This window comes from Rhizobium favelukesii, assembly GCF_000577275.2.
GTDB lineage: Bacteria > Pseudomonadota > Alphaproteobacteria > Rhizobiales > Rhizobiaceae > Rhizobium > Rhizobium favelukesii.
Genome location: NZ_HG916852.1, coordinates 2,629,985 through 2,653,872, shown reverse-complemented (window position 1 = coordinate 2,653,872; position 23,888 = coordinate 2,629,985). Strand labels below are relative to the sequence as shown.

The 23,888-nt window shown below is 60.4% G+C and carries 19 protein-coding genes and 1 pseudogene; 11 read left to right on the top strand and 9 right to left on the bottom strand.

The window, feature by feature from the left end; all coding sequences use genetic code 11:
* Positions 1–88: 88 nt before the first annotated feature.
* Together LPU83_RS51745 and LPU83_RS51740 are read right to left on the bottom strand one after the other, a co-directional pair.
* On the bottom strand, positions 89–556 hold the full coding sequence (locus LPU83_RS51745) for a chemotaxis protein CheW (RefSeq protein WP_018858340.1): 468 nt from the start codon (positions 554–556) through the stop codon (positions 89–91).
* Between the two features lie 2 nt (positions 557–558).
* Entirely contained in the window at positions 559–2,523 is a 1,965-nt protein-coding gene (locus LPU83_RS51740) for a methyl-accepting chemotaxis protein (RefSeq protein ID WP_024313602.1), read from the bottom strand.
* A 353-nt stretch (positions 2,524–2,876) separates the two neighbouring features.
* Between LPU83_RS51740 and LPU83_RS51735 the strand changes: the two genes are divergently transcribed.
* The 3 genes from LPU83_RS51735 to LPU83_RS51725 are packed head-to-tail and all read left to right on the top strand — an operon-like array spanning position 2,877 to position 5,504.
* Complete coding sequence (locus tag LPU83_RS51735) at positions 2,877–3,479, top strand: SCO family protein (protein WP_024313601.1); 603 nt, start codon at positions 2,877–2,879, stop codon at positions 3,477–3,479.
* A gap of 4 nt (positions 3,480–3,483) precedes the next feature.
* Positions 3,484–4,611, top strand: coding sequence for an FAD-dependent oxidoreductase (locus LPU83_RS51730; protein WP_024313600.1), 1,128 nt, complete (start codon positions 3,484–3,486; stop codon positions 4,609–4,611).
* A 14-nt stretch (positions 4,612–4,625) separates the two neighbouring features.
* Positions 4,626–5,504: a 50S ribosomal protein L11 methyltransferase gene (locus LPU83_RS51725; RefSeq protein WP_024313599.1), complete on the top strand. Its 879-nt coding sequence runs from the start codon at positions 4,626–4,628 to the stop codon at positions 5,502–5,504.
* Positions 5,505–5,661: 157 nt separating this feature from the next.
* Here LPU83_RS51725 and LPU83_RS73070 read toward each other — a convergent pair whose 3' ends face one another.
* Positions 5,662–5,835 carry a hypothetical protein gene (locus LPU83_RS73070; protein ID WP_167546209.1) on the bottom strand — a complete coding sequence of 58 codons (174 nt, stop codon included), beginning with the start codon at positions 5,833–5,835 and terminating at the stop codon, positions 5,662–5,664.
* 280 nt (positions 5,836–6,115) lie between these two features.
* Here LPU83_RS73070 and LPU83_RS51720 point away from each other — a divergent pair, with 280 nt between their 5' ends.
* A complete protein-coding gene (locus LPU83_RS51720) occupies positions 6,116–7,951 on the top strand; it encodes an aminopeptidase P family protein (RefSeq protein WP_024313598.1) in 1,836 nt (611 codons plus the stop codon).
* A gap of 30 nt (positions 7,952–7,981) precedes the next feature.
* Here LPU83_RS51720 and LPU83_RS51715 read toward each other — a convergent pair whose 3' ends face one another.
* Complete coding sequence (locus tag LPU83_RS51715) at positions 7,982–8,290, bottom strand: AzlD domain-containing protein (protein ID WP_024313597.1); 309 nt, start codon at positions 8,288–8,290, stop codon at positions 7,982–7,984.
* Positions 8,291–8,292: 2 nt separating this feature from the next.
* On the bottom strand, positions 8,293–9,009 hold the full coding sequence (locus LPU83_RS51710) for an AzlC family ABC transporter permease (RefSeq protein ID WP_024313596.1): 717 nt from the start codon (positions 9,007–9,009) through the stop codon (positions 8,293–8,295).
* Between the two features lie 132 nt (positions 9,010–9,141).
* Between LPU83_RS51710 and LPU83_RS51705 the strand changes: the two genes are divergently transcribed.
* Entirely contained in the window at positions 9,142–9,390 is a 249-nt protein-coding gene (locus tag LPU83_RS51705; protein ID WP_024313595.1) for a DUF2164 domain-containing protein, read from the top strand.
* Here the strand turns inward: LPU83_RS51705 and pncA are convergent, their stop codons facing one another.
* The 3 genes and pseudogenes from pncA to LPU83_RS51690 all read right to left on the bottom strand — a co-directional run bounded on the left by pncA (position 9,391) and on the right by LPU83_RS51690 (position 13,134).
* Positions 9,391–10,017 (bottom strand): bifunctional nicotinamidase/pyrazinamidase, encoded by a 627-nt coding sequence (gene pncA / locus LPU83_RS51700; protein ID WP_024313594.1) that lies wholly within the window; start codon positions 10,015–10,017, stop codon positions 9,391–9,393.
* A 105-nt stretch (positions 10,018–10,122) separates the two neighbouring features.
* A complete protein-coding gene (locus LPU83_RS51695; protein ID WP_024313593.1) occupies positions 10,123–11,403 on the bottom strand; it encodes a sugar MFS transporter in 1,281 nt (426 codons plus the stop codon).
* Positions 11,404–11,669: 266 nt separating this feature from the next.
* Positions 11,670–13,134: pseudogene (locus LPU83_RS51690) on the bottom strand (sensor domain-containing diguanylate cyclase).
* Between the two features lie 300 nt (positions 13,135–13,434).
* On the opposite strand from LPU83_RS51690, the gene LPU83_RS51685 reads away from it, so the two are divergent.
* From LPU83_RS51685 to LPU83_RS51675, 3 genes are all read left to right on the top strand, one after another.
* Complete coding sequence (locus LPU83_RS51685; protein WP_225039681.1) at positions 13,435–14,028, top strand: methyltransferase family protein; 594 nt, start codon at positions 13,435–13,437, stop codon at positions 14,026–14,028.
* A 76-nt stretch (positions 14,029–14,104) separates the two neighbouring features.
* The gene (locus tag LPU83_RS51680; protein ID WP_024313591.1) at positions 14,105–14,506 is read left to right on the top strand and encodes a DUF488 domain-containing protein; all 402 of its coding nucleotides are present in this window, start codon (positions 14,105–14,107) and stop codon (positions 14,504–14,506) included.
* Positions 14,507–14,595: 89 nt separating this feature from the next.
* Positions 14,596–14,943 carry a hypothetical protein gene (locus LPU83_RS51675; RefSeq protein ID WP_024313590.1) on the top strand — a complete coding sequence of 116 codons (348 nt, stop codon included), beginning with the start codon at positions 14,596–14,598 and terminating at the stop codon, positions 14,941–14,943.
* Between the two features lie 338 nt (positions 14,944–15,281).
* Here the strand turns inward: LPU83_RS51675 and LPU83_RS51670 are convergent, their stop codons facing one another.
* Complete coding sequence (locus LPU83_RS51670) at positions 15,282–17,762, bottom strand: ATP-dependent helicase (RefSeq protein WP_024313589.1); 2,481 nt, start codon at positions 17,760–17,762, stop codon at positions 15,282–15,284.
* A gap of 408 nt (positions 17,763–18,170) precedes the next feature.
* On the opposite strand from LPU83_RS51670, the gene LPU83_RS51665 reads away from it, so the two are divergent.
* The 3 genes from LPU83_RS51665 to LPU83_RS51655 all read left to right on the top strand — a co-directional run bounded on the left by LPU83_RS51665 (position 18,171) and on the right by LPU83_RS51655 (position 23,733).
* On the top strand, positions 18,171–19,337 hold the full coding sequence (locus LPU83_RS51665) for an efflux RND transporter periplasmic adaptor subunit (RefSeq protein WP_024313588.1): 1,167 nt from the start codon (positions 18,171–18,173) through the stop codon (positions 19,335–19,337).
* Positions 19,334–22,486, top strand: a complete 3,153-nt coding sequence (locus LPU83_RS51660) for an efflux RND transporter permease subunit (protein ID WP_024313587.1) — start codon at positions 19,334–19,336, stop codon at positions 22,484–22,486. Before LPU83_RS51665 ends, LPU83_RS51660 begins: the two co-directional genes overlap by 4 nt.
* A 251-nt stretch (positions 22,487–22,737) precedes the next feature.
* A complete protein-coding gene (locus LPU83_RS51655) occupies positions 22,738–23,733 on the top strand; it encodes a flagellin N-terminal helical domain-containing protein (RefSeq protein ID WP_024313586.1) in 996 nt (331 codons plus the stop codon).
* The last annotated feature ends 155 nt before the right edge of the window (positions 23,734–23,888 follow it).

The window sequence follows — 23,888 nt, the reverse complement described above, 5'->3', positions numbered from 1 at the left end:
CATAGAAAAACCGCTTGCAACGTTCTGTCGCAAGCGGTTCGGAAGTGTTGTCAGCGGTCGGGCTAACAGCGAAACCCGGCTGGTCTGATCACGCGGCCTGTGCCAGCTCGTCGGCGATGACGGTGTCGAGGTTCAGGAAGCAGACCATGGTCTTTTCGAGCGCCACGATGCCGCGGCAGAAGGCGCGCTGTGCTTCCGGGATGATCTCAGGCGCCGGCTGCAGGTCTTCGCTCTTGATGGTCATCATATCAGATACCTGTTCGACCAACAGGCCGACCAGCTTGCCGGCAATGTCGGTGACGATGATGGCGGAGCGCTCGGACGGTTCCGTCATCTTCATGCCGAGGCGGCAGGCCATGTCGATGACCGGGATCACCGCACCACGCAGGTTGATGAGACCAAGCACGTACGGCGGCGTGTGCGGCATCGGGGTCACTGGCGCCCAGCCGCGGATTTCGCGGATCGCCATAATGTCGATGCAGAATTCCTGCTCGCCGAGGTGGAACGAGACGATCTCGAGATGCGAGCCGGTCTGGTTGATGACGGTGTTGTTCATGATCAGAATTCTTCCCAGTTGTCTCCGGCCGGTGCGGCCATGGCTCTGGCGGTTGCGCCGCCGCTGAATGCGCCCGCGACCTTGCCGATCAGGCTTCGTGCGGGAGATGGTTTCGGATGCGAGACTGCGGTGGCTTCCCGCGGCGTGGAACGGGCATTCATGCCCTCGCCGATCTTGAACGTCTGGATCAGGTGGATCAGGCTGTCGGCATCGGTGGCGAGCGCGCAGCTTGCAGCGTTCGTCTCTTCCACCATGGCCGCGTTTTTCTGCGTGACCTGGTCCATCTGACTGATGGCCGTGTTGATTTCGTTCAATCCAGTGGATTGTTCGCGTGCGGAGGTTACGATTGACTTAACGTGTTCGTCGATACGCAAAACATCGTCGCCGATCTGGCGCAAGGCTTCGCCGGCTGCCGTCACGAGTTCACCGCCAGCCTTCACCTCAGCCCCGGATTTTCCGATCAAAGCCTTGATATCCTTGGCGGCACCCGCAGCGCGACCGGCGAGTTCGCGTACTTCCTGCGCGACGACCGCAAACCCCTTGCCGGCCTCGCCCGCACGCGCCGCCTCGACGCCGGCGTTGAGGGCGAGGAGATTGGTCTGGAAGGCGATCTCGTCGATGACGTTGATGATCGTTCCGATCTCGCGCGAGGCGGCTGCGATACGCTCCATGGCCGCCATGGCATCGGTGACGACGATGTCTGATTTCGCGGTGTTCTGGCGGGTATGGGCGACCATGTGGCCGACTTCTTCGGCGCGGCTGGTGGCGCTGCGAACCGTTGCCGTGATCTGATCGAGTGCGGCAGAGGTCTCCTCGAGCGATGCCGCTTGCTGCTCCGTGCGCTTTGCGAGGTCGTCCGCAGCTGAGCGCATCTGCCGGCTGTTTGCCTGGATGGAAGCGCCGTTCTGGGAGATCCCGGCCATCGTCTGGCGCAGCGTTGCCGTCGTCTCATTGAAGTCGCTGCGCAGGCGCTCCAGTTCCGGCTTGAACGGCTGATCGATGGTGACCGTCACGTCGCCGCCAGCGAGCCGTGTGAGGCCCTGGCCAAGCGCATTTACTGCACGATTGAGCGCTTCGGCATCTGCCAGTTTTGCCGTTTCGCGGCTGCGACGCTCGGCATCGCTCTGCTGACGCTCGCTTTCGCTTCGCGCCTGGAGTTCCTGCTTCTCGATTGCGGCAAGGCGAAAGCTCTCCGCCGCGCGCGCCATGTCGCCGATCTCATCGCCACGCTCGGTGGCGGGGACGTGGCGATTGAGATCGCCACGCATGATCCCCTGCATGCTCGTGCGTACGCCCTCGATGCCGCGGCGAATCGAGCCGCCGTGGATGTACTGCAGGATCGCCATCGTCACGATAGCGACGATGCCAAGTGCAAGCTGGATGTGAATCGCTCGCCGCGAGATCGCATTGGCTTCGTCGATTTTCCTCTTGGCGAATTCGCCGCCTTGGCGCGCGAACTTCTCCAGTGTCGCCCCCACCTTTTTGCCGCTACCGTCGATGGCGTCATCTAGTCTGTCGAATTCACTGTCAGGCGCCGCAGAATCGACGGCAGCCTTCAGGTCTCCGACGATATTCTGTCCCAGCGTCGCCACGTCTGCATCATACGTGGAGAGCAGGCCTCCCGCGTTTAGCTCTTCTTCGAGGCGGTGCATTTCCTTGGAACTGCTCTGTAGCTCGCCGATTGCTTCGTTCATTAGTTTAAGGCGTTCGGGCATCACGGCGCGATCGCCGCGATCGACGATAGTGTCCATGGCGGCAAGAATTAGAGTGAGATTTGCGGTGCGTAGCTCGTTGATGTGATCGACGCTGGCCTGGATCTCGTTGGCGTGCCTCAGAGCGGCGTCGGCGCTCGAATTCTGGTACCAGCCGACTCCAAGCATCGCGCCGAAGCCGATGAATGCCGCACCGGCCAGCGTTCCGAGCCTCTGGCCAACGGAGAGGCTCTTGCGCACTTTCATATCGCTCATGTGACGATCATCCCCTCCGCGATGAGACGCGGCATGTATCTTGCGCTCACGCGGATAGCCGGGGTTGAAATGCCAGGCAGACGTCATGTCACGAGAACGGCGACCGTTCTATCCATCGCTAAATATAGATATGCATTTTTAAGTATTTACTAACCCTCAAAGATTGTAGGTTGCCTTTGTTGCGTCGAATATGTGTTTGTAAATACAGGAGTTTCCAATTTTGATTGCGCCTTTTCCGTGTGCTGGTGGGGCAATCGGTCGCCGCCTGGAAAACATCTTGTTGAATTGCACCGTGAAGAACGAGGCGATATCACCCGGAAACGGGAATGGTCCCGATCTCAGAGGTTCGATCGATGAAGACTGTCCGCATTGCGGTCTGGGTTGCGGTGCTGGTGATGGCCGGAATTCTCGGCTGGCTGACGCTCAATGTGACCAAGACAAAAGAGGCCGTATCCGAGGGACCGTTCGGCGTGCCATTCACGCTTGTCGCCCAGAACGGCCAACCAATCACGGAGCAGGCCTTCCGCGGCAAGCCGACGGCGCTCTTCTTTGGCTTTACCCATTGCCCGGAGGTATGTCCGACAACGCTGTTCGAAATGAATGGTTGGCTGGAGAAAGTCGATCCGCAGGGCAAGAAGCTTCAGGCCTATTTCGTCACTGTCGATCCGGAGCGCGATACGCCTGACGTCATGAACCAGTACGTCTCCAATGTCTCCAAGCGCATTGTCGGTATCACCGGCGCTCCCGACAAGGTTGCCGACGTCATCAAGGGTTACCGCGTCTACGCCAAGAAGGTTCCCGTGGACGAGAGCAATCCGAACGGTGACTACACGATGGACCACACGGCCTCGGTCTTCCTGCTCGATTCGGCAGGGCGGTTCTCCGGTACCATCGCCTATGGCGAAAATCCCGATACGGCTGTAAAGAAACTGGAGAACCTCGTCAGCAAGGGATGACGGCATGGCGTCAGGGCATCGCAGCATCTTGATCGCCGGGGCCGGCGCGACCGGCCTGGCTGCTGCCCTCGAACTTGCCCGACGCGGGTTCCTTGCGCGTATCGTCGACAGCGACGCCGGACCCGTGCCGCTGACGGAAAGCCGTGCGCTGGGCATCAATGCCAGAACGCTGACGCTTCTTTCGCCTTCGCGCGTGACGGACACGATCCTGCAGGAGGCGCAGCGGATTGCGCACTTCCGCATCGTCTCCAAGGGCAGACTGCTTGCCGACATCGACACGACGAGGGTTCCCGGCCCCTACAGCGCAATCCACGCCCTGGCACAGGGGCATACCGAGCGGCTGCTGCTGGGCAAGCTTTCCGACTATGAGGTTGCTCCAGAGTGGCAAACGGCGGTGGAGACGGTCTCCGGGGATCTTTCGAAGCCGCGGGTAACGCTACGGAAGGCAGATGGATCGGTCGAAGCGGCGGATTTCGATATCGTGGTCGCTGCCGACGGCGCCCATTCGGCGGTGCGCAGGGCCGTCGGCATCGGCTTTCCCGGGCAGGCGCTGGAGAGCAGCTTCTATCTGGCGGACTTTCGTTATGCTGTGCCGATCGATCCCGGTTTTGCCGAGATCAGCCTGTTCGATCCAGGCATGATCGGTCGTCTGCCTGTCACGCGCGATGTGCTGCGCTACATCTCAACGCTTCCCGATTTCGAGAGCCGAATCCAACATCCCGCGCCGGTCGCCGAGCGCGTCTGGGCCTCCGATTTCCGCATTCATTTCCGCCACGTCGCCATGATGGCGAGGGGCAACGTGTTTCTTGCCGGCGACGCAGCGCATATTCATTCGCCGGCCGGTGCGCGGGGGATGAACCTTGGCATCGAGGACGCGTGTTGGTTGGCCTGGCTCATCTCGGAAGGGCGGGAGCGTGAATATGCGGGTCTCAGGATGCCGGCGGTGAAGACGGTGTTGAAGCAGACGCATCAACTGACATCGCTTATTACCATGAAGCATCCGGTGGCGATCGCGATCCGCAATCTTGCCGTCCCCTTACTTTTGCGAATACCCGCATTCCGACAAAAATTGCTTCACGGCGTTTCCGGATATGATACGCAGTCGCCGCCCTGGATCGATGGCGCACTATAGAAGAAAGACCGCTTGTGAGTGAAATACGCCTTTATGTGACGACGACCGAAGTGCAGGCAGGAGAGATTCTGGACCTGCTGTCCGATGTCTTCGGCGAAGAAGACTTCGCAATCGCGACCACTGAGATCGATGAGAAGAAGGATATTTGGGAAGCCTCGGTCTACATGATGCGCGAAGACGAACTGCAGGTTCGCGCGCGCGTCGAGGAAGCGCTGAAGGTGAGCTTTCCCGAGGCCAAAGTCGAGCGCGAAGTGATTCCCGATGTCGATTGGGTGGCGAAGTCGCTTGAAGGGCTAAAGCCGGTTCGGGCGGGGCGCTTTCTCGTCCACGGATCGCACGACCGCGACAAGGTGCGCTCCGGCGACATTGCGATCGAGATCGACGCCGGCCAGGCTTTCGGTACCGGTCATCACGGCACGACGGCTGGCTGCCTGGAGACGATCGACGCTGTCTTTCGTTCCCGCCGGGTGCGGAATGCGCTCGACCTCGGGACTGGTAGCGGCGTTCTGGCGATTGCCGTCAGGAAGCTGCGGAATATTCCTGTTCTAGCAACGGACATTGATCCGATCGCGACGCGGGTCGCTGCCGAGAACGTTCGGCGCAACGGCATCGCGTCCGGCATCGCCACCGAGACGGCGCCGGGGTTTCACTCCACCACCTTTGGCGCGCATGGCCCCTTTGATCTGATCATCGCCAACATCTTGGCGCGACCCCTCATCAAGATGGCACCGCAGCTCGTGAACCATTTGGCGCCAGGAGGCTCGGTCATTCTCTCCGGTATTCTGGCCGCGCAGCGCTGGAAGGTGCTGGCCGCCTATAACGGTGCGCATTTGCGGCACGTCCGCACGATCTGGCGCAATGGCTGGGTGACGATCCATCTCGATCGTCCTTGAGGTGAGACAAAAGAAAAGGCGGTGCCAATGGCACCGCCTTCGGACCAGTTTCCCGGTCAATGCCCGCGAGCTCGAAGGAGGAGGAGCGCTCGAGCGGGCTCTACTGGTTCTGATCGCCGGTCCGATGAGGGAGGAGGAGAACGGAGCGGCGAGTTGCTCAGAACGCGTAGCTGGTTGCAACCTGGCGGCGCGTAACCTTCTGGCCGGCGCCCAGCAGATTGAGGGTGTCCTCATTGAGCGGACGGCGTGAGCCGATGACGTGACGCACAGTCTGGCGTTCGCCAGCCTGTACCGGGCTGCTGTAAGCGAAGCGCGACAGAGGGGCAGTCATATCAAAATTCCTTTTGTTTCGTTTCAGGTTCGTCTCGAACCAGTCTGATGGCGCCTATATAGCGATTTAGAAAAGTCGAGGGAGAGGGTTTCGTTCATGGGAGCCATGCGTGGAATGCATAAAGCGTGCCAATTTGCGAATGGGCGCCTCATTTCCGCCGGATTATTGCGCGGCTTTCGCTCACACGTCACGTCGCGAATTTCTCGTATTCGTCTGAGATTCCGATAACATAGACGTGTCCTTTCGCAGCGGATTCGTCCAAGAAACCGGGTTATTGAGCATGTTCCAGTCTTTCGAAGTCACCTCGACGCCACAATTCGGCCGAAATCGCGTCTCGGCCTTGCGCGCAAGTTTTGACGCGCTTGATATCGACGCCTTTCTTGTGCCGCGCGCCGACGAGTTCAACGGCGAATATGTGCCGGCTTGCGCGGAGCGCTTGTCGTGGTTGACGGGCTTCACAGGGTCGGCGGGCGTCGCGCTGGTAACGCGTTCCGAGGCGATCGTCTTCGTGGACGGGCGCTACGTGACACAACTTGCCGAGCAAGTGGACAACTCCGTCTTCATTGGTGGAGATCTTGTGAACGAGCCGCCTCATGACTGGCTTGCCAAGAACGGCTCCAGGGGCTTGCGTGTCGGCATCGATCCCTGGCTCCATTCGGGAGCAGAGGTGAGGCGGCTCGAAAAGGCGCTTGCCGAGATTGGCGGTTCGCTCGTTGTCCTGCCCTACAATCCTCTAGACAAGCTCTGGAGCGACCGGCCGCAGGAGCCGCTGGGGCAGGTGATGATCCAGAACATCGTCCAGGCGGGCGTGCTCGCGACGGAGAAGATAGCAACCATCACCGCCGATCTTGCAACGAAGAATCTCAAGGCGGCGCTGATTGCGGATCCGTCTTCAGTCGCCTGGATCTTCAATATTCGCGGTACCGATGTGCCGCACACGCCGCACCCGCTGGCGCGAGCAATCATCTATGCCGACGGCAACGCGGATCTCTTCCTCGACAAGCGCAAGACCGGCATCGAGGCCGAAGCCTACCTCGCGCAGATGTGCGTACAGCTTCCGCCCTCGGAACTCGACAACAAGCTCGCGGCTGTTGCGAAGGATGGCGGTAAAGTTCTGGTCGATCCGGACCTGACCTCCTATGCCCTGGCGGAGATCATTCGCAAGGCAGGCGGTGAGGTCGCAGAGGGCAACGATCCTGCCAAACTGCCGCGGGCGGTCAAGAACAACGTCGAGATAAACGGCTCCGCGGCCGCGCACCTCCAGGATGGAGCAGCGATGGTCGAGTTTCTCTACTGGCTCTCGCAGACGAAGCCCGGGACCGTGACCGAGATCGAAGTTGCGCAAAAGCTGGAAGCATTGCGCGGCCGCGTCGGCGAAAGCATGCAGAACCCGTTGAAGGACATTTCCTTCGATACGATCTCCGGTGCCGGCGAACATGCCGCAATCATGCACTATCGTGTGACGACAGAAACGAACCGCAACCTGGAAGCCGGCGAGCTCTTCCTGATCGATTCCGGCGCCCAGTACATCAACGGTACGACCGACATTACCCGTACCGTTGGTATCGGCGCGGTCACCGAGGAGCGCAAACGTTTCTTCACGCTGGTGCTGAAGGGGATGATCCAGATCAGCACCGCACGTTTTCCCAAGGGCACGCGTGGCTGCGATCTCGATCCGCTCGCCCGCATTGCGCTCTGGCGGGCCGGCGTCGACTTCGCCCATGGCACCGGCCATGGCGTCGGCTCCTATCTTTCGGTGCATGAAGGTCCGCAGCGTATCTCGAGGCTTTCAACGCAGGAGCTGCTGCCCGGGATGATCCTTTCAAACGAACCGGGCTACTACCGCCCCGGCGCCTTCGGTATCCGTATCGAGAACCTGATCTATGTGCGCGAGGCCGAGGCGATCGACGGCGGCGACATGCCTATGCTGGGCTTCGAGACGCTGACCTTCTGCCCAATCGACCGCAGTCTGGTCATTCCCGAACGTCTCACGCATGACGAGCTGCGTTGGTTCAACGGCTATCATGAGCGCACCCGCGACGCGCTGATGCCGCTGATCCACGACCACGACGTCAAGGCGTGGCTGGAAAATGCGACGCTGCCGCTGGAATATTAAGCGCGGCGGCCTTGCTCGCCGCCGGTGGCGTCACATGCCGATCGTGTGACGCCAGCCCATGACGACGAGCCAGGCGGCAATCAGCATCCAGGTGTGCGAGACCCGCAAGCCGACGAGGAGCGCGACGAGCAGGGCCAGTTTCGAATCCCAGCCGCCGGTGAAGAAGGCCGGCGCGACAAGGGTCGTCAAGACCGCGGCAGGGACTGCGGCAAGCGCGGCCTCCATGCGCGGCGGAATCCGCTTCATCGTGGTGATGAGGATATAGCCGCCGATGCGGGTCGCGTAGGTTGCAACTGCCGCAGCGGCGATCACGAGTGCCATATGAAGATCGAAGGCCATCGTCATACCTCGTGAAGATCGGATTCGAGTTCCTGTTCACGAGGCGGGGGCGGGAACAGGGCGGCAAGGATGATGCCCGCCGCGGCACCCAGGCTGACGTGCCAAGGCGAGCCGACATAATGATAGGCGATAACAGAGGCGACCGCGCTGACGGCGGCAACCGGCAGAAAATTGTCGCGATGACGGAAATCGAGGACGATACCGAGGAAATAGGCCGGCAGCAGGATGTCCAGTCCGATCGATTTCGGGTCGCCGATGAAGCTGCCGAGCAGGCCGCCGAGCAGACTGACCAGGACCCAGGGTATGTAGATGATGATGCCAAAGCCGAGATACCAGACAAAGGTGACTGGCTTGCCTGATTCGCCGCGTTTTGCCGTTACCGCAAACTGGGGATCGACCAGCAGGAAAAAGGTGAAGAACTTCTGGATCGGAGAGAAGTGTTTGATGTAAGGCGCGATTGCCGCCGAATAGAGGACATGGCGAAAGTTGACAGCCAGAATGGAGGCGACGATCAGCCACGCCTGGACGTTATGACCAAAGAGCTCGATGCCGACCATCTGGCTCGCGCCGGCATAGACCGTGGCACTCATGAAGGTCACTTCTGCAAGCGACATGCCGTTATCGACCGCCAGTGCTCCGAACAAAGCCCCGAACGGGGCCGAGGCCAGCGCAACGGCTGAACCACCGCGCAAACCGTCGAAAAAATCAGCGCGACTCATCGGCGACAATCCTTCTGGAATCTTGCCCCCGTCTAAGGAGGGGCGGTATCTGCCGCAAGCAAATTTCCTTGATTGAACGATCGATTTCGCTGAACGATGCACGCGTGACCGATTGCCGTTCGCGGAGAGAACATGAATCAGATCGAATTTTCGAAGGAAGAGAAGGCCGAGCTCATTGCACGGATCCAGCATTATTTCGGTCGCGAGCTGGACCAGCCGATCGGCCTCCTCAAAGCGGAGTTCGTTCTCGAATTCTTTGCGAAGGAAGTTGGCGCCGCCTATTACAAGAAGGGGCTTGAAGACGCGCAGGCCGCCCTCACCAGACGCATGGATGACTTTTCCGAGGACGTCTATCAGTTGCAGCGGAATGCGACGGAGTGATCAGCCTTCCAGAACCTTCCGGCTGGTGACGATGTCGATGCCATGCTCGCGCATCTCCTCGATCGCGGCCGTGACGCCTTCGGGCGTGATACCGCGGCTGGCATCTTCGACAAAGCGAACCCGCACGCCCGGCATCATCTCGATCGCGTCCAATGCCGAGAACTTCACGCAATAATCGGTTGCGAGACCGCAAACGTCGAGTTCCGTGACGTCCTGGCCTTCGAGAAAATCGGCGAGCCCCGTCAGTGCGTCCTGATCATTGTCGCGAAAGGCGGAGTAGCTGTCGACGTTGCGATTCTCACCCTTTTGCAGGATGAGATCGATCTTCCCCATCTTGAGGTCTGGATGCAGTTCCGCGTCCGGCGTACCCTGGACGCAATGATCCGGCCACAGCATCTGCGGCTTGCCGGAAAGTGTGCCGACTTCGAATGGCTTCTTACCGGGATGAGAGGAGGCGAAACTGCCGTGGCCGGGCGGATGCCAGTCCTGGGAGGCGATGATCAGGTCGTATTTGCCGCTCTCGATCAGCCGGTTTGCGATGGGAACCACGTCGTCGCCGTCCGGTACAGCGAGGTTGCCGCCCGGGCAAAAGCCATTCTGAATATCGACTAGAAGCAAGGCTTTCATCGGTGCGACTCCCTGGATTTTGCACTGCACCATGCCAAGGGCCGAGGGATGGCGCAAGCACCAAGACGCTTCGCCGCAGGGGCGGCGAAGCGAGCCTTGAAAAGGTCAGGTTGGGCGGTGCCCCTTCAGCCCATAAAAGGCGATGTAAGCATAGCACAGAACCGGCATTAGGAAGGCGAGATGTATGCCGACGGTGTCGGCAAGGGCGCCCTGAACCAGCGGTAGCAGCGCGCCGCCGACGATGGCCAGGCAAAGGATTCCGGAGCCCTGACTGGTATATTTTCCGAGACCGTACAGCGCCAGGCTGAAGATCGTCGGGAACATGATCGAATTGAAGAGGCCGATTGACAGCACGGACCACATGGCCACGTGACCGCCCGAGAAGACGGTGAGCAGCAGCAACAGGATCACTGCGACTGCATTGAAGGCCAATGCCTTGCCGTCATTGACGTAGCGCATCACGACAGCGCCAACGAAGCGGCCGATCATCGCACCGCCCCAGAAGTAGGACACGTGATGAGCGGCCTCGGTTTCCGAAAAGCCGGCAATGTCCGGCTGGCTCATGAAGTTGACGAGGAAGCTGCCGATGCTCACCTCTGCGCCGACATAGAGGAAAATGCCGACCGCGCCGAGCACCAGATGGCGATGCTGCCAGGCCGAGCCGCCACCGGTAATCGGCTCGATGTCTTCGGCGCCTTCGACGTGCGGCAGCTTCAGGGCTGCAAAGAGCGCTGCCAGCAACAGGAAGGCGACAGCCAGCATCATGTAGGGAAGCTTCACGGCGCCGGCTTCTGCCAGTCTCAGAGCATCCAGCTGTTCGGGTGTCGCGCCGGCAACGGCGGCCGTCGCAGCGGACAGGATCAGGAACGCGCCGAACATCGGGGCAAGCGTGGTGCCGAGCGAATTGAATGCCTGTGTCAGCGTCAGGCGGCTTGCAGCCGTGTCGGGCGGGCCGAGCACCGTGACATAGGGGTTCGCTGCCACCTGCAGCAAGGTGATCCCGGTTGCCAGCACGAATAAGGCGCCGAGGAAGAGAGCGTAGACACGGTAACTCGCCGCCGGAATGAAGAGCGCGCAGCCGATCGCCGAGATGAGGAGGCCCGCTACAATGCCCCACTTATAGCTGATACGCTTGACGAGCGCGCCGGCGGGGAGGGAGACGATAAAGTATGCGCCGAAGAAGCAGAGCTGGATCAGCATCGATTGCGTGTAGTTCAGCTGGAAGACGTTCTTCAGGTGCGGAATGAGAATGTCGTTCAGGCAGGTGATGAAGCCCCACATGAAGAACAGCGATGTCAGGGCCACAAGGGCAAACTGATAATTCGCTGCTGGGGAAGTCGATGCCGGGCGTATCGTCGCGGCATTGTTGGTGATGATACCAGCCACTGTCTTGTACCTCTTGTTCTTGTTTGCGCCGGAAATTTTCCGTTGAAGCCGTCGAAACGACGGGTCGGCGGTGGCTCGGCAGGCGCTTTGGGAGGAAGCATGCAGCAAGCCACGGGGCTTCATATAACCGTTTGAAACAAAATTGGTAGCATGCAATCGATTTTTATTGTGCGTCGCGATATGCGCTTCGCCCTTGCGAACACGCATCTAGGCGCAGGATTTCACGCCAGCGTCACTGAAGGCCGGGGCGGGCGTCTTGGCAGTGTTCAGGCGGCCGAGGCGGACTTTTCGTTCGTGGCCGCGCCGCCCTGTTCGTCGGCCTTGCGGCTGGCGTGGTAGGCGCGCTTCTGCGTGTACATGGCAATATCGGCACGCCGCACCATCGACTCCATCGTTTCGCCGGGCTCGCTTGTCGCGACACCGAGCGAAATGCTGAGCGGAGCATTGGAGTAGAACTGGTTGTTGATCTTGAGGAGTTCGCCGATGGTCTCGACCATCGTGGCGACAGCCAGCTTGTCGGCGCCAGGCATCAGCACTGCAAATTCATCGCCGCCGATGCGGGCCGCATGATTGGGTTGCGCGGCAGCGCCGTTCAAGACCTCGCCAAGGCGGCGCAACAGTGCATCGCCGGCATCATGTCCGAGCTGGTCATTTGCCTCCTTCAAGCCGTTGAGATCGATGATGACAGCAGAGACCGGACGCAGCGACTTGCGCTCGAGCCTGTTTAATTCGTCGGCATAGAAGGCGCGATTGCGCAGCTTGGTCAGCACGTCGTGCTTGCCGAGATATTCGAGATAGGCCTCTGCCTTCTTGCGTGCGGTGATGTCGGTGAGCGCCACTTGCACCAGTGCCCAGTCGGCTTCGTGACCGGGAAGGACGGAGAATTGCAGGAGGACGTAGCGTTCCGAGCCGTCAAGCGCGTAGTTGATGACCTCGCGCTGGTGGAAAAGCCTGCCGTTCCACAGTTCGATCAGCTGTTCGCGGAAGTGTTTTTCCATATCGTCCCGAAAGACTTCGCCGATGCGTTGCAGAAGTGTGTGACGGTCGGGCGCGCAGAACAGATCGAGGGTCGCCTGATTAACGTCGATGACCCGGATTTCGCTCATGCACTGGCGCACGAACTCAGGATGGACATCGGTGAAGACCCTGAAATCGTCGATGCCGCGATCGCCGACATTCTCCAGCAGCAGCTTGATCTGGCTGAAATCCTCAACCCAGAGGGAGACCGGCGAATGCTCGAAAATGCCTTCGGCGTAGCGGCGGTTTTCGCACTCCTTGCGACGCGCTTCCTCGCGCGCCGTAACATCTTCCGTCGTCAGCATCACCTGCGCCAGCGACTGCTCATGGCCCGGCAGCACCGAGCCGCGCAGCTGGATATCGAGCCGGCGTCCGGACAGCGTGTAGTTGACGGCGCTGCTGGTGAACTCTGTCTTGCCCTCCCAGAGTTCGGCCAATTCGTTGACGTGGCTTTCGAGCATCTCATCGCGAAACACGGAACCGAGATTCGCGACGAGGTGGTCGAGGTCGTTGGCCTCGAAGAGTTCCAATGTCTTGCGGTTGACGCGCAGAACGCGGATCAGCCGCGAGCAGGACGCGACGCGGGTTGTGTCGTCTCCCAAGTAGGCCCGAATGTCGACGACGCCTTCGGCGCGCCAGCGATGCCTTGACCCCGCTGAAATCCTCGATCCACATCGCGATTGGTGACAGATCGAAGATATCGGAATCGCTCATGACAGGACTTTCGATTTTGGCGTTGCCTGTGGAGGCACAGCACTATTTGATCGATCTTTAAGAGTGATTCGTTAACCTTCGCTTGACGCGGCGTTGTTGGTGGCCCGCCGCGCTGGCCGCTCTCATGCGAGGAGCCATTGACGCCCGCACGATCCGACCAACCTTCCTTCGCAGAAGAGATCGCGGCTTCAAAGGCGCGAAAGAGCGACAATGGTGAGTAGCGTTCAGAGTATTGGGCGGCAGGCGACGGTCAGGTTTTGCCTCGTTATGCTCGGGATGATCTTCCTTGCTGTGGGATCCATGTCTTACTGGCAAGACTGGCTGTTTCTCGCGAATTTCTGCGGCTGGTGCGCAGCCCTCATGGCGTATTTTGTCAAGCGCGACCCGGCGTTGGTCCGGCAGCGTTTGAGCGTCGGACCCGCTGCGGAACGGGAGCCATCGCAAAAGCGGATACAACTCTTCAACAGTATCGCAATCATAGCGCTTTTCGTTGTCTCGGCGCTCGATTGCAGGTTCGGTTGGTCGGGCACCATTCCTGTCGCTGTCGTGCTTCTCGGCAATGTATTGATCGCCCTCGGCTTCGTCGGGTGCTTCTTCGTCTTCCGGCAAAATTCCTTCGCCGCGGCAATGGTGCGCGTAACGGAAGAGCAGCGGGTGATCTCGACAGGGCTCTACGGTATGGTGCGCCATCCCATGTATGCCTCAGTGTTGCCGATGTTCCTCGGCGTGCCCTTGGCGCTGGGCTGCTATTGGGGCGTGCTTGTGGTACTCCCGGTCCCTGGCGGTCTCGTCGCGCGGCTGCTCGACGAGGAGAAACACCTTGTGAAGCAATTGACCGGCTATGCCGACTACCGCGAGAAAGTCAGATGGCGTCTTTTCCCTGGCCTCTGGTAACCGAAGGATATCCTGCGCAGGCTGGTGAGGAGGCAGCGATTGCGATCGTTATCGCACCAAGTTGATGGAGGGCGAAGTGGCTATCAGTGTCGTTCAATTAGGTTCGGCGCGGGCTGCCGGCGAGGGGGTGCGCATCGGCACCGTCCGCCGACCGCCGCGCGGTGTGCCGAAGGAGGAATTTTCCAGCCGCAACTATTATGACGTCTGGCTGCCGATCCTTTCGCCGAGCCAGGCCCTGGTGAGCGAAGCGAAGGCGGCGACCACGGACGCCGAATGGGCGGCGTTTGTGCGCAGCTTCAGGAAGGAAATGAAAGTGCCGGAGGCGAGCCACGTGCTCGACCTGTTCGCCACGCTTTCGAATGCCAGCCATTTTTCAATCGGCTGTTACTGCGAGAATGAAAGCAGATGCCATCGAAGCGTATTGCGGCGCCTGCTTGAAGAGCGGAATGCAACGTTTGCGGCGGAAGCCTGCGCCTAGCGCCCGCGTAGCATCGCGGCGAGTTGCGGCCTTGCTCACGCCGGGAATTTCTGCCTTTCTTTGCGAGATGATCACCCGGAGCCCAAGCCATGACCGAGCCCGGTCCAGAGGAGAAGATCGACGCGACATTCCGCAACGGCTCGCTAACAGCAGCCGGCATCATTCTCGGCTTTTCCTTGAGCTTCATAAGTCGCTGGGTCTCCAATCCGAACGATTGGAGCCGGATAGACATCTTTCCGATGCTGCTGCTCAGTGCGGGGATAGCCCTACAAGTCAAGGTTTTCGCCGACCTCTTGGCTCGGGATTCGCTGATTGCTGCAAAATATGATCGGGCCAGACGGCTGTTTCTGATCGGCATCGCGGTCGTCGCGGCCGGGATCGGGCTGGCATTGATCAATGACATACTGGGACTGGGATCGATGCCGATCCTGGGGTGAGCGGGCGCCACGCCCGCCCCGTGAGTTCGTACTTGCTCGGTCGTCGCGGCAAGCGCGGCCGTTTGGTATCAGGTCCCGAGGATGATCTTGTTGCAGGCAAATGCGATGGTCGGACTGCTCAAGACGGCGACCATAAGCGAGGCTGCGATCAGCGATAGCGAATAGTGTTTCATCTGCGTGCTCCTTCTCTCCACCAATCAGTGCGCGTCGGGTATCCAGTATGCGGGAGGGAGGACGACAAGCGAAGTCACGAATGGGTGAGGAAAGCCGAGCGATAGTTCGCGCCATCCCTGTGTTGTGAGAGCTATCTGAGGTTGGCGAGCAGGCTGATTTCCGCTCTACGAAACCCGCTCCACAAACCCATCGAGCACTCTCTTCTGGCCAGCCCGGTCAAAATCGATGGTCAGCTTGTTGCCCTCGATCTCGATGATGTTGCCGTTGCCGAATTTCAAGTGGAAGACGCGGTCTCCGGTCTTGAATTTCGAGGGCTCGGTCGCTGTGGATTTTGCCACCAGTTCGCCATCGATAGTGCGGCCGCGCGGGCCGCTTTCGCCGTAGCCGATGCGCTCCACAGCGTGGCCGGAACGGGTGCCCCAGTTGTCGCGGGTGGCGTCCGTCTTGTTCTGCTGCGCGCGCTTCCAGCCCGGCGTCGAATAAGAGTTGGCGAAGGGATCAGCCTTATCGAAGCGCGATTGGCCGTAGCCGCCGCGACCATAGCCGCCGTAGCTCTGCTCGGCTTCCGCCACTTCGACATGCGTTTCCGGTAGTTCATCGAGAAAACGCGACGGGATGGTGGATTGCCAGAGACCGTGGATCCGTCGGTTGGAGACGAACCAGATGTGGCAGCGGTGCTTGGCGCGGGTGATGCCGACATAGGCGAGGCGGCGTTCTTCTTCGAGGCCGGCGCGACCACTTTCATCGAGCGAACGCTGGTGGGGGAAGAGACCTTCCTCCCAGCCGGGCAGGAAGACGGTGTCGAACTCCAGGCCCTTGGCGGAATGCAGCGTCATGATCGAGACGGCGTCGAGATTTTCATTCTGCTCGGCGTCCATGACCAGCGAGACGTGCTCGAGAAAGCCGCGCATCGACTCGAAGCTTTCCATCGAGCGGATCAGTTCCTTCAGGTTTTCGAGACGGGTCGGCGCGTCGGCCGACTTGTCGTTCTTCCACATATCGGTATAGCCCGACTCTTCGAGAATCTGCTCGGCAAGCTCGGTATGGGGCGTATTTTCCAGCATTTCCTGCCAGCGGCGGAAGGATTGGACGACGTCGAAGAGGGCCTTGCGAGCCTTCGGCTTCAACTCGTCGGTCTCGATCATGTCGGCGGCTGCCGCCAGCATCGGAATATCGCGGGCGCGAGCGTAATCGTGAAGGGCGCGCACGGTGGTGTCGCCGAGACCACGCTTCGGGGTGTTGATGATGCGCTCGAAGGCGAGGTCGTCGGCAGGCTGTGCGACGAGGCGGAAATAGGCCATGGCATCGCGGATTTCGAGGCGCTCGTAGAAGCGCGGGCCGCCAATCACGCGGTAGTTGAGGCCCAACGTCACGAAGCGGTCTTCGAATTCGCGCATCTGGAAGGAGGCGCGCACGAGGATCGCCATGTCGTTCAGCAGATGCCGCTTGCCATCGGGATTGCCGCGCTGAAGCTGCTCGATTTCCTCGCCGATTTCCCTGGCTTCCACTTCGGAATCCCAGGAGGCGTGCACCTGGACCTTGATGTCTTCGGGATCGCTCCGATCAGTGAAGAGCGTCTTGCCGAGGCGGCCTTCGTTGTGAGCGATCAGGTGGCCGGCCGCACCGAGGATATGCGCCGTCGAACGGTAGTTGCGCTCCAGCTTGATGACCTTGGCGCCCGGGAAATCCTTTTCGAAGCGCAGGATGTTGTCCACCTCGGCGCCGCGCCACCCATAGATCGACTGGTCGTCGTCGCCGACGCAGCAAACGTTCTGCGGCTCACCCTTGGGGCGCTGCGCGAGCAGCCGCAGCCACATATACTGGGCGGTGTTGGTGTCCTGATATTCGTCGACGAGGATGTAGCGAAAGCGGCCGTGATACTCCTTCAGAAGATCCGGGTTCTTCCGGAAAATCGCGATCGGGTGCATCAAGAGATCGCCGAAATCGCAGGCGTTCAGCGTCGAAAGCCGTTGCTGGTAGGCGACGTAAAGTTCGCGGCCCTTGCCGTTGGCGAAGGCGCGTGCGTCGCCTTCCGCGATGTCGCCGGGGCCGAGGCCCTTGTTCTTCCAGGTGTCGATCATGCCGGCGAACTGCTTGGCAGGCCATCGCTTGTCATCGAGACCTTCCGCCTGGATGAGCTGCTTGATCAGACGGACGACGTCGTCGGTATCGAGAATCGTGAAGTCGGAGCGCAGGCCGACCATTTCGGCATGGCGGCGCAGAAGCCTCACGCCGATCGAGTGGAAGGTGCCGAGCCATGGCATGCCCTCAACAGCACCGCCGACGAGAACGGCAATGCGCTCCTTCATCTCGCGGGCAGCCTTGTTGGTGAAGGTGACGGCGAGGATCTGCGAGGGGAATGCGCGGCCGGTGTTGAGGATATGGGCAATGCGCGTCGTGAGGACACGTGTCTTGCCAGTGCCTGCGCCCGCGAGCACGAGGACGGGGCCTTCCAGCGTTTCGACGGCTTCGGTCTGCTCGGGGTTCAAGCCGGAAAGGTAATCGGGGCGCTTGCCGCCATCTCGAGCGGCCATGGCCCGGGCGGCGAGCCCTCCGGCGGCGGAAGCGGCAGGGGTCGGCTGCTTGCGCGGCGGCTCGCCCGGCTCTTCATCGAAGAAGGGGATATCGTCGAAACTATTGCTCATGGCGCGTAATGTAGTGATTCGGGATGGAAAGACCAGAAAAGATGTTCTGCTTTCATTCCCGGTCGGATGGCTGTCCTCAGCTTGTATCTGGCGTGAGAGGGCAGCAACGGCAGCGAATTGCCGGCATGTGAGACGAGAATCGTTCCCGGCGGTACCGCATCCCTCATAAACGTCAGAAAACAACCGTCATTTGACCCGAACGAAGAGACACTGCGAAACCTGCGCGGAGCGATGGGCGGATACTCCGTCGATAACTCAGTCTTGATATTACAATTCAGTAAGGAGGGGCCAATTCGCTTGCCGGTGATCAGCAAAGAGACAATATTGTCGCAGACGCGCGGCAATTTGTCCTGCGAACGCCTCTTTCGATAGACCCTGGACCAGCCTCGAGTCCCTCTGGAGACGTGAATGCCATTTTGGAAGCAGTTTATCGTTTGCCTTGTCGTGATTGCTGCCGGCTTTGCTGGATGGGTATACTTTGTGCCGGGAGCTGGCGAGACGCTGCGCAAGGCCGGCTTTAGGGAGGTTTCCAAGCTAGCGCCCGACGAGGCTGTACCGCAGCTGGCGGCCAGTGGAGAAGGGCAGTCGAGGCGTCCCGGTGGCGGAGCCCTTGCCCCCGTTCTGGTCGCCACGCAAGCCGTTGTTCGTGGCATTGTCAATGATCGGTTGAGCGCCATCGGCACGGGGGATGCGATCCGCTCTGTCGTGGTGATGCCACAGGCGAGCGGCACGATCCGCGAAATCCTCATCAAATCGGGCGACAGGATCACCAAGGGGCAGGTCCTTGCGAAACTCGACAGCGAAGAGCAAGTCATCGCTCGCGGTCAGGCGGATGTGGCGCTGAAGAGCGCCATCGAGAAATCCAGTCTCTACCACAACATCAAATCCAGCGTATCGCGCATGGATGTCTTCGATGCCGAAATCGCGGAGCAGGGCGCGCGGCTGCAGCTGCAGGCCGCCGATCTCAATCTTGAACGCCGCAGCATCGTTGCGCCGATCGATGGCATCGTCGGCATTATCCCTATCAACATCGGCGACAACGTCTCGACAACCACGCCTGTCGCGACGCTCGACGACCGAACGGAAATTCTTGTCGACTATTGGGTGCCCGAGCGCTTCGCCAACACCATCACGGTCGGCCAGCCGGTTGAGGCAACGTCGGTAGCCCGGCCCGGTCGGGTATTCTCGGGCGCGGTCGAAGCAATCGACAACCGCATCGACGCGGCCAGCCGCACAATGCGCGTTCGGGCCCGTATCGACAACGCATCGGACGAGCTGCGCGCCGGCATGTCCTTCAATGTCGGGATGAAGTTTGGGGGTGACCGATATCCGGCGGTCGATCCGCTTTCGGTCCAGTGGGACTCGCAAGGGGCTTTTGTTTGGAAGGTTGTCGACGGCAAGTCCGGCAAGGTGCGGGTCAGTATCGTGCAGCGCAATCCCGACTACATTCTCGTCAAAGCCGATCTGAAGGATGGCGATGCCATCGTCACCGAGGGCCTGCAGCGCGTCCGTGAGGGCGGCGGGGTGCGGGTTGCCGGCGAAGTCGCGTCGAATTCGGAGCCTGCCACGCAATGAACGTGATCGAGATGCAGGACAAGCCGGCTTCCGGCAAACAGACCTTTACCGCGCTGTTCGTCCGGCGTCCCATCCTTGCGCTGGTCTTCAATGCCTTGATGATCGTCGCCGGCCTTGCGGCCTATGCCGGAATCGAAGTGCGCGAACTGCCTGATGTCGATCGGCCCATCGTGACCGTTCGCACCACTTTCGAGGGCGCGTCGCCGCAGACGATCGACCAGGAACTGACGAAGGTGATCGAGGGCGCGGCGGCTCGCGTCAGCGGCCTCAAGTCGATTTCCTCCAGTTCGCAGTTCGGCCAGAGCCGGGTGACGCTCGAATTCTCGGACTCAATCGATCTTGCCGTCGTGGCAAACGATGTGCGCGACGCCATCGGCCGTATCTCAGATCGTCTGCCCGAGGAGGCAGATGCGCCGCAGATCGTCAAGGCAGATTCCGATTCTCAGCCGATCATGCGACTTGCCGTGACCTCGTCCAAGCTCAACATGGATGACCTGACCCTTCTCGTGGAAAACCAGGTCATCGACCGCCTTGCCTCGGTCGACGGTGTTGCCGATGTCGAGACCTATGGCGACCAAGAGAAGGTGTTCCGTGTCGACGTCAACCAGAGCGAACTTGCCAGTCGTGGGCTGACTGTTGGCGATCTGACGAAGGCGCTGTCGAGCGCTGCCCTCGATATGCCGGCCGGATCGTTGAAGAGCCCGACGCAGACGATCGTCGTGCGTGCGATGGCGAGTCTGCAGACGCCGGAGGATTTCGCCAACGTCATTTTGCAGAACCGCGTGCGCCTCGGCGATGTGGCGAACGTTACGCTCGGACCGCGCGACGGACAGACGGCACTGCGCTCCAACGGCGTTCCCGGCATCGGTCTCGGCGTCATCCGCCAGGCGCAGTCGAATACGCTGAACATTTCGAACGGCATCAAGGACGCCGTTGCCGAGCTTTCGAAGACGCTTCCCGAGGGCACGCGGATCACCATCACCAGCGATGATGCCGTCTTCATCCAGGGGGCGATTCATGAGGTCGTGCTGGCGTTGATCCTGGCCGCCGTCATCGTTACCGGCGTGATCTATCTTTTCCTGCGGGATTGGCGCGCGACGATCATCCCTGCCGTCAGCATGCCGGTGGCGCTGATCGGAACCCTTGCGGCCGTCTATCTCGTCGGCTTCTCGATCAACATCCTGACGCTTCTTGCGATCGTGTTGGCCACGGGTCTCGTCGTGGACGACGCGATCGTCGTTCTCGAGAACATTGTGCGCCGCCGATCGGAAGGCATGGGGCCGCGGGCGGCCGCCGTGCTTGGCACACGTGAGGTGTTCTTTGCGGTGATCGCGACGACTGCGACGCTTGCCGCAGTCTTCATTCCGCTGTCCTTCCTGCCGGGGCAGGTGGGTGGCCTGTTCCGCGAATTCGGCTTCGTGCTGGCCTTCTCGGTCGGCCTCTCGTCCATCGTCGCTTTGACCTTGTGCCCGATGCTCGCCTCGCGGATATTGACGAAGGAGATGCTCGAGGACCACGGACTTCTCGGCCGTTTCGGCACCTGGTTTGCTGATACCTACCGGTGGTCGTTGCATGCCTGCCTGAATGCGCCGCTCGTCGTCATCGTCGTTTCCGCGATTTTCGCGGGAGCGGCTGTGCTGGCCTTCTCGACGGTTCGAAGCGAGCTGACGCCGAACGAAGACCGCGCCCTGGTGATGATGCGCCTGACAACACCGCAGGGTTCCAGTCTCGAATATACCCGCGACAAGATGCAGCGGGTTGAAGAGTATCTTCAGCCGCTCGTCGACAGCGGTGATATCAGCAACGTCTTTTCCATCTCCGGGCAAGGCGGGCAGGTCAACAGCGGCTTCATGGTGCTGACGCTGGCGCCGTGGGGTGAGCGCCACCGCACGCAGGCGGAGATTGTCGCCGATATCAACCGGGCGGCTGCAAGGGTTCCGGCTCTGCGCGGCAATGCGATCCAGTCGAACAGCCTGCGCATTCGCGGCGCCGGCAATGGATTGCAGATGGCTTTGGTTGGTAACGATCATGAGGCACTGACGACCGCAGCCGCTCAATTGGTCCAGGCACTCGACGCAAAAGGGCATTACGATACGCCGCGATTGAGCAACGAGCCGACCCAGGCTCAGGTGTCGGTCACGTTCGACCGCGAGCGGGCCTCCGATCTCGGCATCGACATTACCGGCCTCTCAACGGCCATGCAGTCGCTGCTGGAAGGGCGCTCGGTCGTCGATGTTTTCGTCAAGGGTGAAGCCTATCCGGTGCTGCTCACCTCCAACACCCGGCCCCTTGACGATCCGACGGATCTAGAGAACGTCTTCCTGAAGACCGGTGATGGCAAGATCGTGCCGATGTCGGTGATCGCGTCGCTGACGGAAAGCTCGGTCGCGCCGCAGCTGAACCGCGAACAGCAGCTCGCCTCGGTGGCGATCACTGCCGGCCTGAAGAACGGTCTCTCGCTCGGAGATGCCGTCAAGGAAGTGACCGAGATCTCCAAATCGATCCTGCCGCCCGGCGCCCGTCTCGTCCCTCTCGCTGAGGCCGCGACACTGGAAGAGAACTCGAGCGGCATGGCGCTGACCTTTGGCTTTGCCATCGTCATCATCTTTCTGGTTTTGGCCGCGCAGTTCGAAAGCGTGCTGTCGTCGGTGATCATCATGTCGACGGTGCCGCTCGGGCTCGCATGCGCCGTCTTCGCACTGATCATCACCGGGTCGAGCCTCAACATCTACAGCCAGATCGGCCTTGTGCTGCTTGTGGGCGTGATGGCGAAGAATGGTATTCTGATCGTCGAGTTCGCGAACCAGCTGCGCGATCGCGGCGAGGATGTGCGCACAGCGATCGAGAAGGCGTGTGCGCTGCGTCTGCGACCCGTGATGATGACGATGATCGCGACCATCCTCGGCGGCGTTCCGCTGGTCTTTGCGCATGGCGCTGGCGCGGAAGCGCGCGTCGCGCTCGGCTGGGTCATTGTCGGGGGGCTCGGCTTTGCGACGCTGGTGACGCTCTACATTACGCCGGTCGCCTACCTGCTTATCGCCCGCTTTGCGAAGCCGCATGCTCATGAAGAGGAGCGCCTCCACGAAGAAATGGCTCACGCATCGCGGCCTCCGGCACCAAAGGCAGGCCGACTGCAGGCGGCAGAATAGCGAAGCCCGCTGCCCTGGCGGGCAAACGCTGCGACTTATAGTTTATGAAAAGTTGTAGGATTGGATGAATTTCCTCTAAACCTTAGATGTTTTTTAAGCATGAGCGGCAATCATTCCGACAGAAACCGATAGATCCTCCAACGTTTCGGAGGGCCGCTTCGGCGCCGGTGTGAGGCGCTCCCGGACATGAAGGTTCGCGGTACCGGTTTGTTTGTATCAGTCGCGTATTGTTGTGTTCGGAGTACAGTACCTTGACGATTTATCGGCGCACTTCGGTGGATGCCGCGCTGTATATTTTGCGTGACATCGGTCGCGATATGACCAAGACGCAGAGGCAGGTATCCACCGGCCTCAGAGTGGAAAGAGCGTCCGACAACGGCGCCTATTGGGCGATAGGTTCGACGCTGAAAACCGATCAGAAAGCCCAGTCGGCTATTCGCGACGCCCTTGGCCTCGCGGCTGCGACCATGGACACAGCTTACAATGCCGTCGACAATGCGATCGATCTCGTCAGCGAGATCAAGGCAAAGCTCGTTGCAGCAACCGAACCCGGCGTCGACAAGGACAAGATCAACACGGATATCGCTCACCTGAAAGATCAACTGCGCTCGGTTGCCCAGTCCGCGGAGTTCAACGGCGACAACTGGGTTGTTATCGACGGATCCACAGATCCGTCCAAGCCGAGGCAGATACCGTCTTCCTTCATCCGTCATTCCGATGGCACGGTGAAGGTCGACATGCTCAGCTATGAGGTCGATCTCGCACCGGTTGGTGCGACCACCTCGAAGGATGCACGTTACCTCATTGATGATCGGACGACCGGCTCCGGTGAGTATGGCGCTCTCACCTCTCAGTATTTTGCGACAGAGGCCGGCGCTTCGCAAAACTATGTGATGCTGAAGGGCGCCGGCAATACGGCAGGGCAGGTCGAAATTGGGGTTTCCAGCAGCACGACCCAGGCGCAGGTGAAGGAGATGATCACCGTCGTCGACATGATGCTGAACCAGATGACGACGGTTGGCTCGGCCTTCGGCGCACTCGAAAAGCGCATTGGCATCCAGAGCGATTTCGCGCAATCGTTGGACGATTCCTACTCCCGCGGCATCAGCCGCCTGATCGATGCCGACATGGAAGAGCAGTCAAGCCGGCTGCGGGCCCTGCAAACACAGGAGCAGCTTGGCCTGCAGTCGCTGAACATCGCCAACGCCAGCTACGACAAGGTTCGCCAGCTCTTCCAGAACGTCTAACCGGCTGTCTTGAAAAACGGTTCGTCGCCCGTATTCCGACGGGCGACATGGCCACGCAGCCTGTCACTGTGGCTTGCGATCCGCAGTAGCCGTGCATTTTGCCCAATTTCCAGTATCTGAAGAGCCTGCTTCATCTTGTTGCCGCAATCCTTAAT

Excerpts from the sequence above, each read along its gene's own strand:
- LPU83_RS51745 (WP_018858340.1), bottom strand. The coding sequence starts at position 556 with ATGAACAACACCGTCATCAACCAGACCGGCTCGCATCTCGAGATCGTC.
- LPU83_RS51740 (WP_024313602.1), bottom strand. The coding sequence starts at position 2,523 with ATGAGCGATATGAAAGTGCGCAAGAGCCTCTCCGTTGGCCAGAGGCTC.
- LPU83_RS51735 (WP_024313601.1), top strand. The coding sequence starts at position 2,877 with ATGAAGACTGTCCGCATTGCGGTCTGGGTTGCGGTGCTGGTGATGGCC.
- LPU83_RS51730 (WP_024313600.1), top strand. The coding sequence starts at position 3,484 with ATGGCGTCAGGGCATCGCAGCATCTTGATCGCCGGGGCCGGCGCGACC.
- LPU83_RS73070 (WP_167546209.1), bottom strand. The coding sequence starts at position 5,835 with ATGACTGCCCCTCTGTCGCGCTTCGCTTACAGCAGCCCGGTACAGGCT.
- LPU83_RS51720 (WP_024313598.1), top strand. The coding sequence starts at position 6,116 with ATGTTCCAGTCTTTCGAAGTCACCTCGACGCCACAATTCGGCCGAAAT.
- LPU83_RS51715 (WP_024313597.1), bottom strand. The coding sequence starts at position 8,290 with ATGGCCTTCGATCTTCATATGGCACTCGTGATCGCCGCTGCGGCAGTT.
- LPU83_RS51710 (WP_024313596.1), bottom strand. The coding sequence starts at position 9,009 with ATGAGTCGCGCTGATTTTTTCGACGGTTTGCGCGGTGGTTCAGCCGTT.
- LPU83_RS51705 (WP_024313595.1), top strand. The coding sequence starts at position 9,142 with ATGAATCAGATCGAATTTTCGAAGGAAGAGAAGGCCGAGCTCATTGCA.
- pncA (WP_024313594.1), bottom strand. The coding sequence starts at position 10,017 with ATGAAAGCCTTGCTTCTAGTCGATATTCAGAATGGCTTTTGCCCGGGC.
- LPU83_RS51685 (WP_225039681.1), top strand. The coding sequence starts at position 13,435 with ATGTCTTACTGGCAAGACTGGCTGTTTCTCGCGAATTTCTGCGGCTGG.
- LPU83_RS51675 (WP_024313590.1), top strand. The coding sequence starts at position 14,596 with ATGACCGAGCCCGGTCCAGAGGAGAAGATCGACGCGACATTCCGCAAC.
- LPU83_RS51670 (WP_024313589.1), bottom strand. The coding sequence starts at position 17,762 with ATGAGCAATAGTTTCGACGATATCCCCTTCTTCGATGAAGAGCCGGGC.
- LPU83_RS51665 (WP_024313588.1), top strand. The coding sequence starts at position 18,171 with ATGCCATTTTGGAAGCAGTTTATCGTTTGCCTTGTCGTGATTGCTGCC.
- LPU83_RS51660 (WP_024313587.1), top strand. The coding sequence starts at position 19,334 with ATGAACGTGATCGAGATGCAGGACAAGCCGGCTTCCGGCAAACAGACC.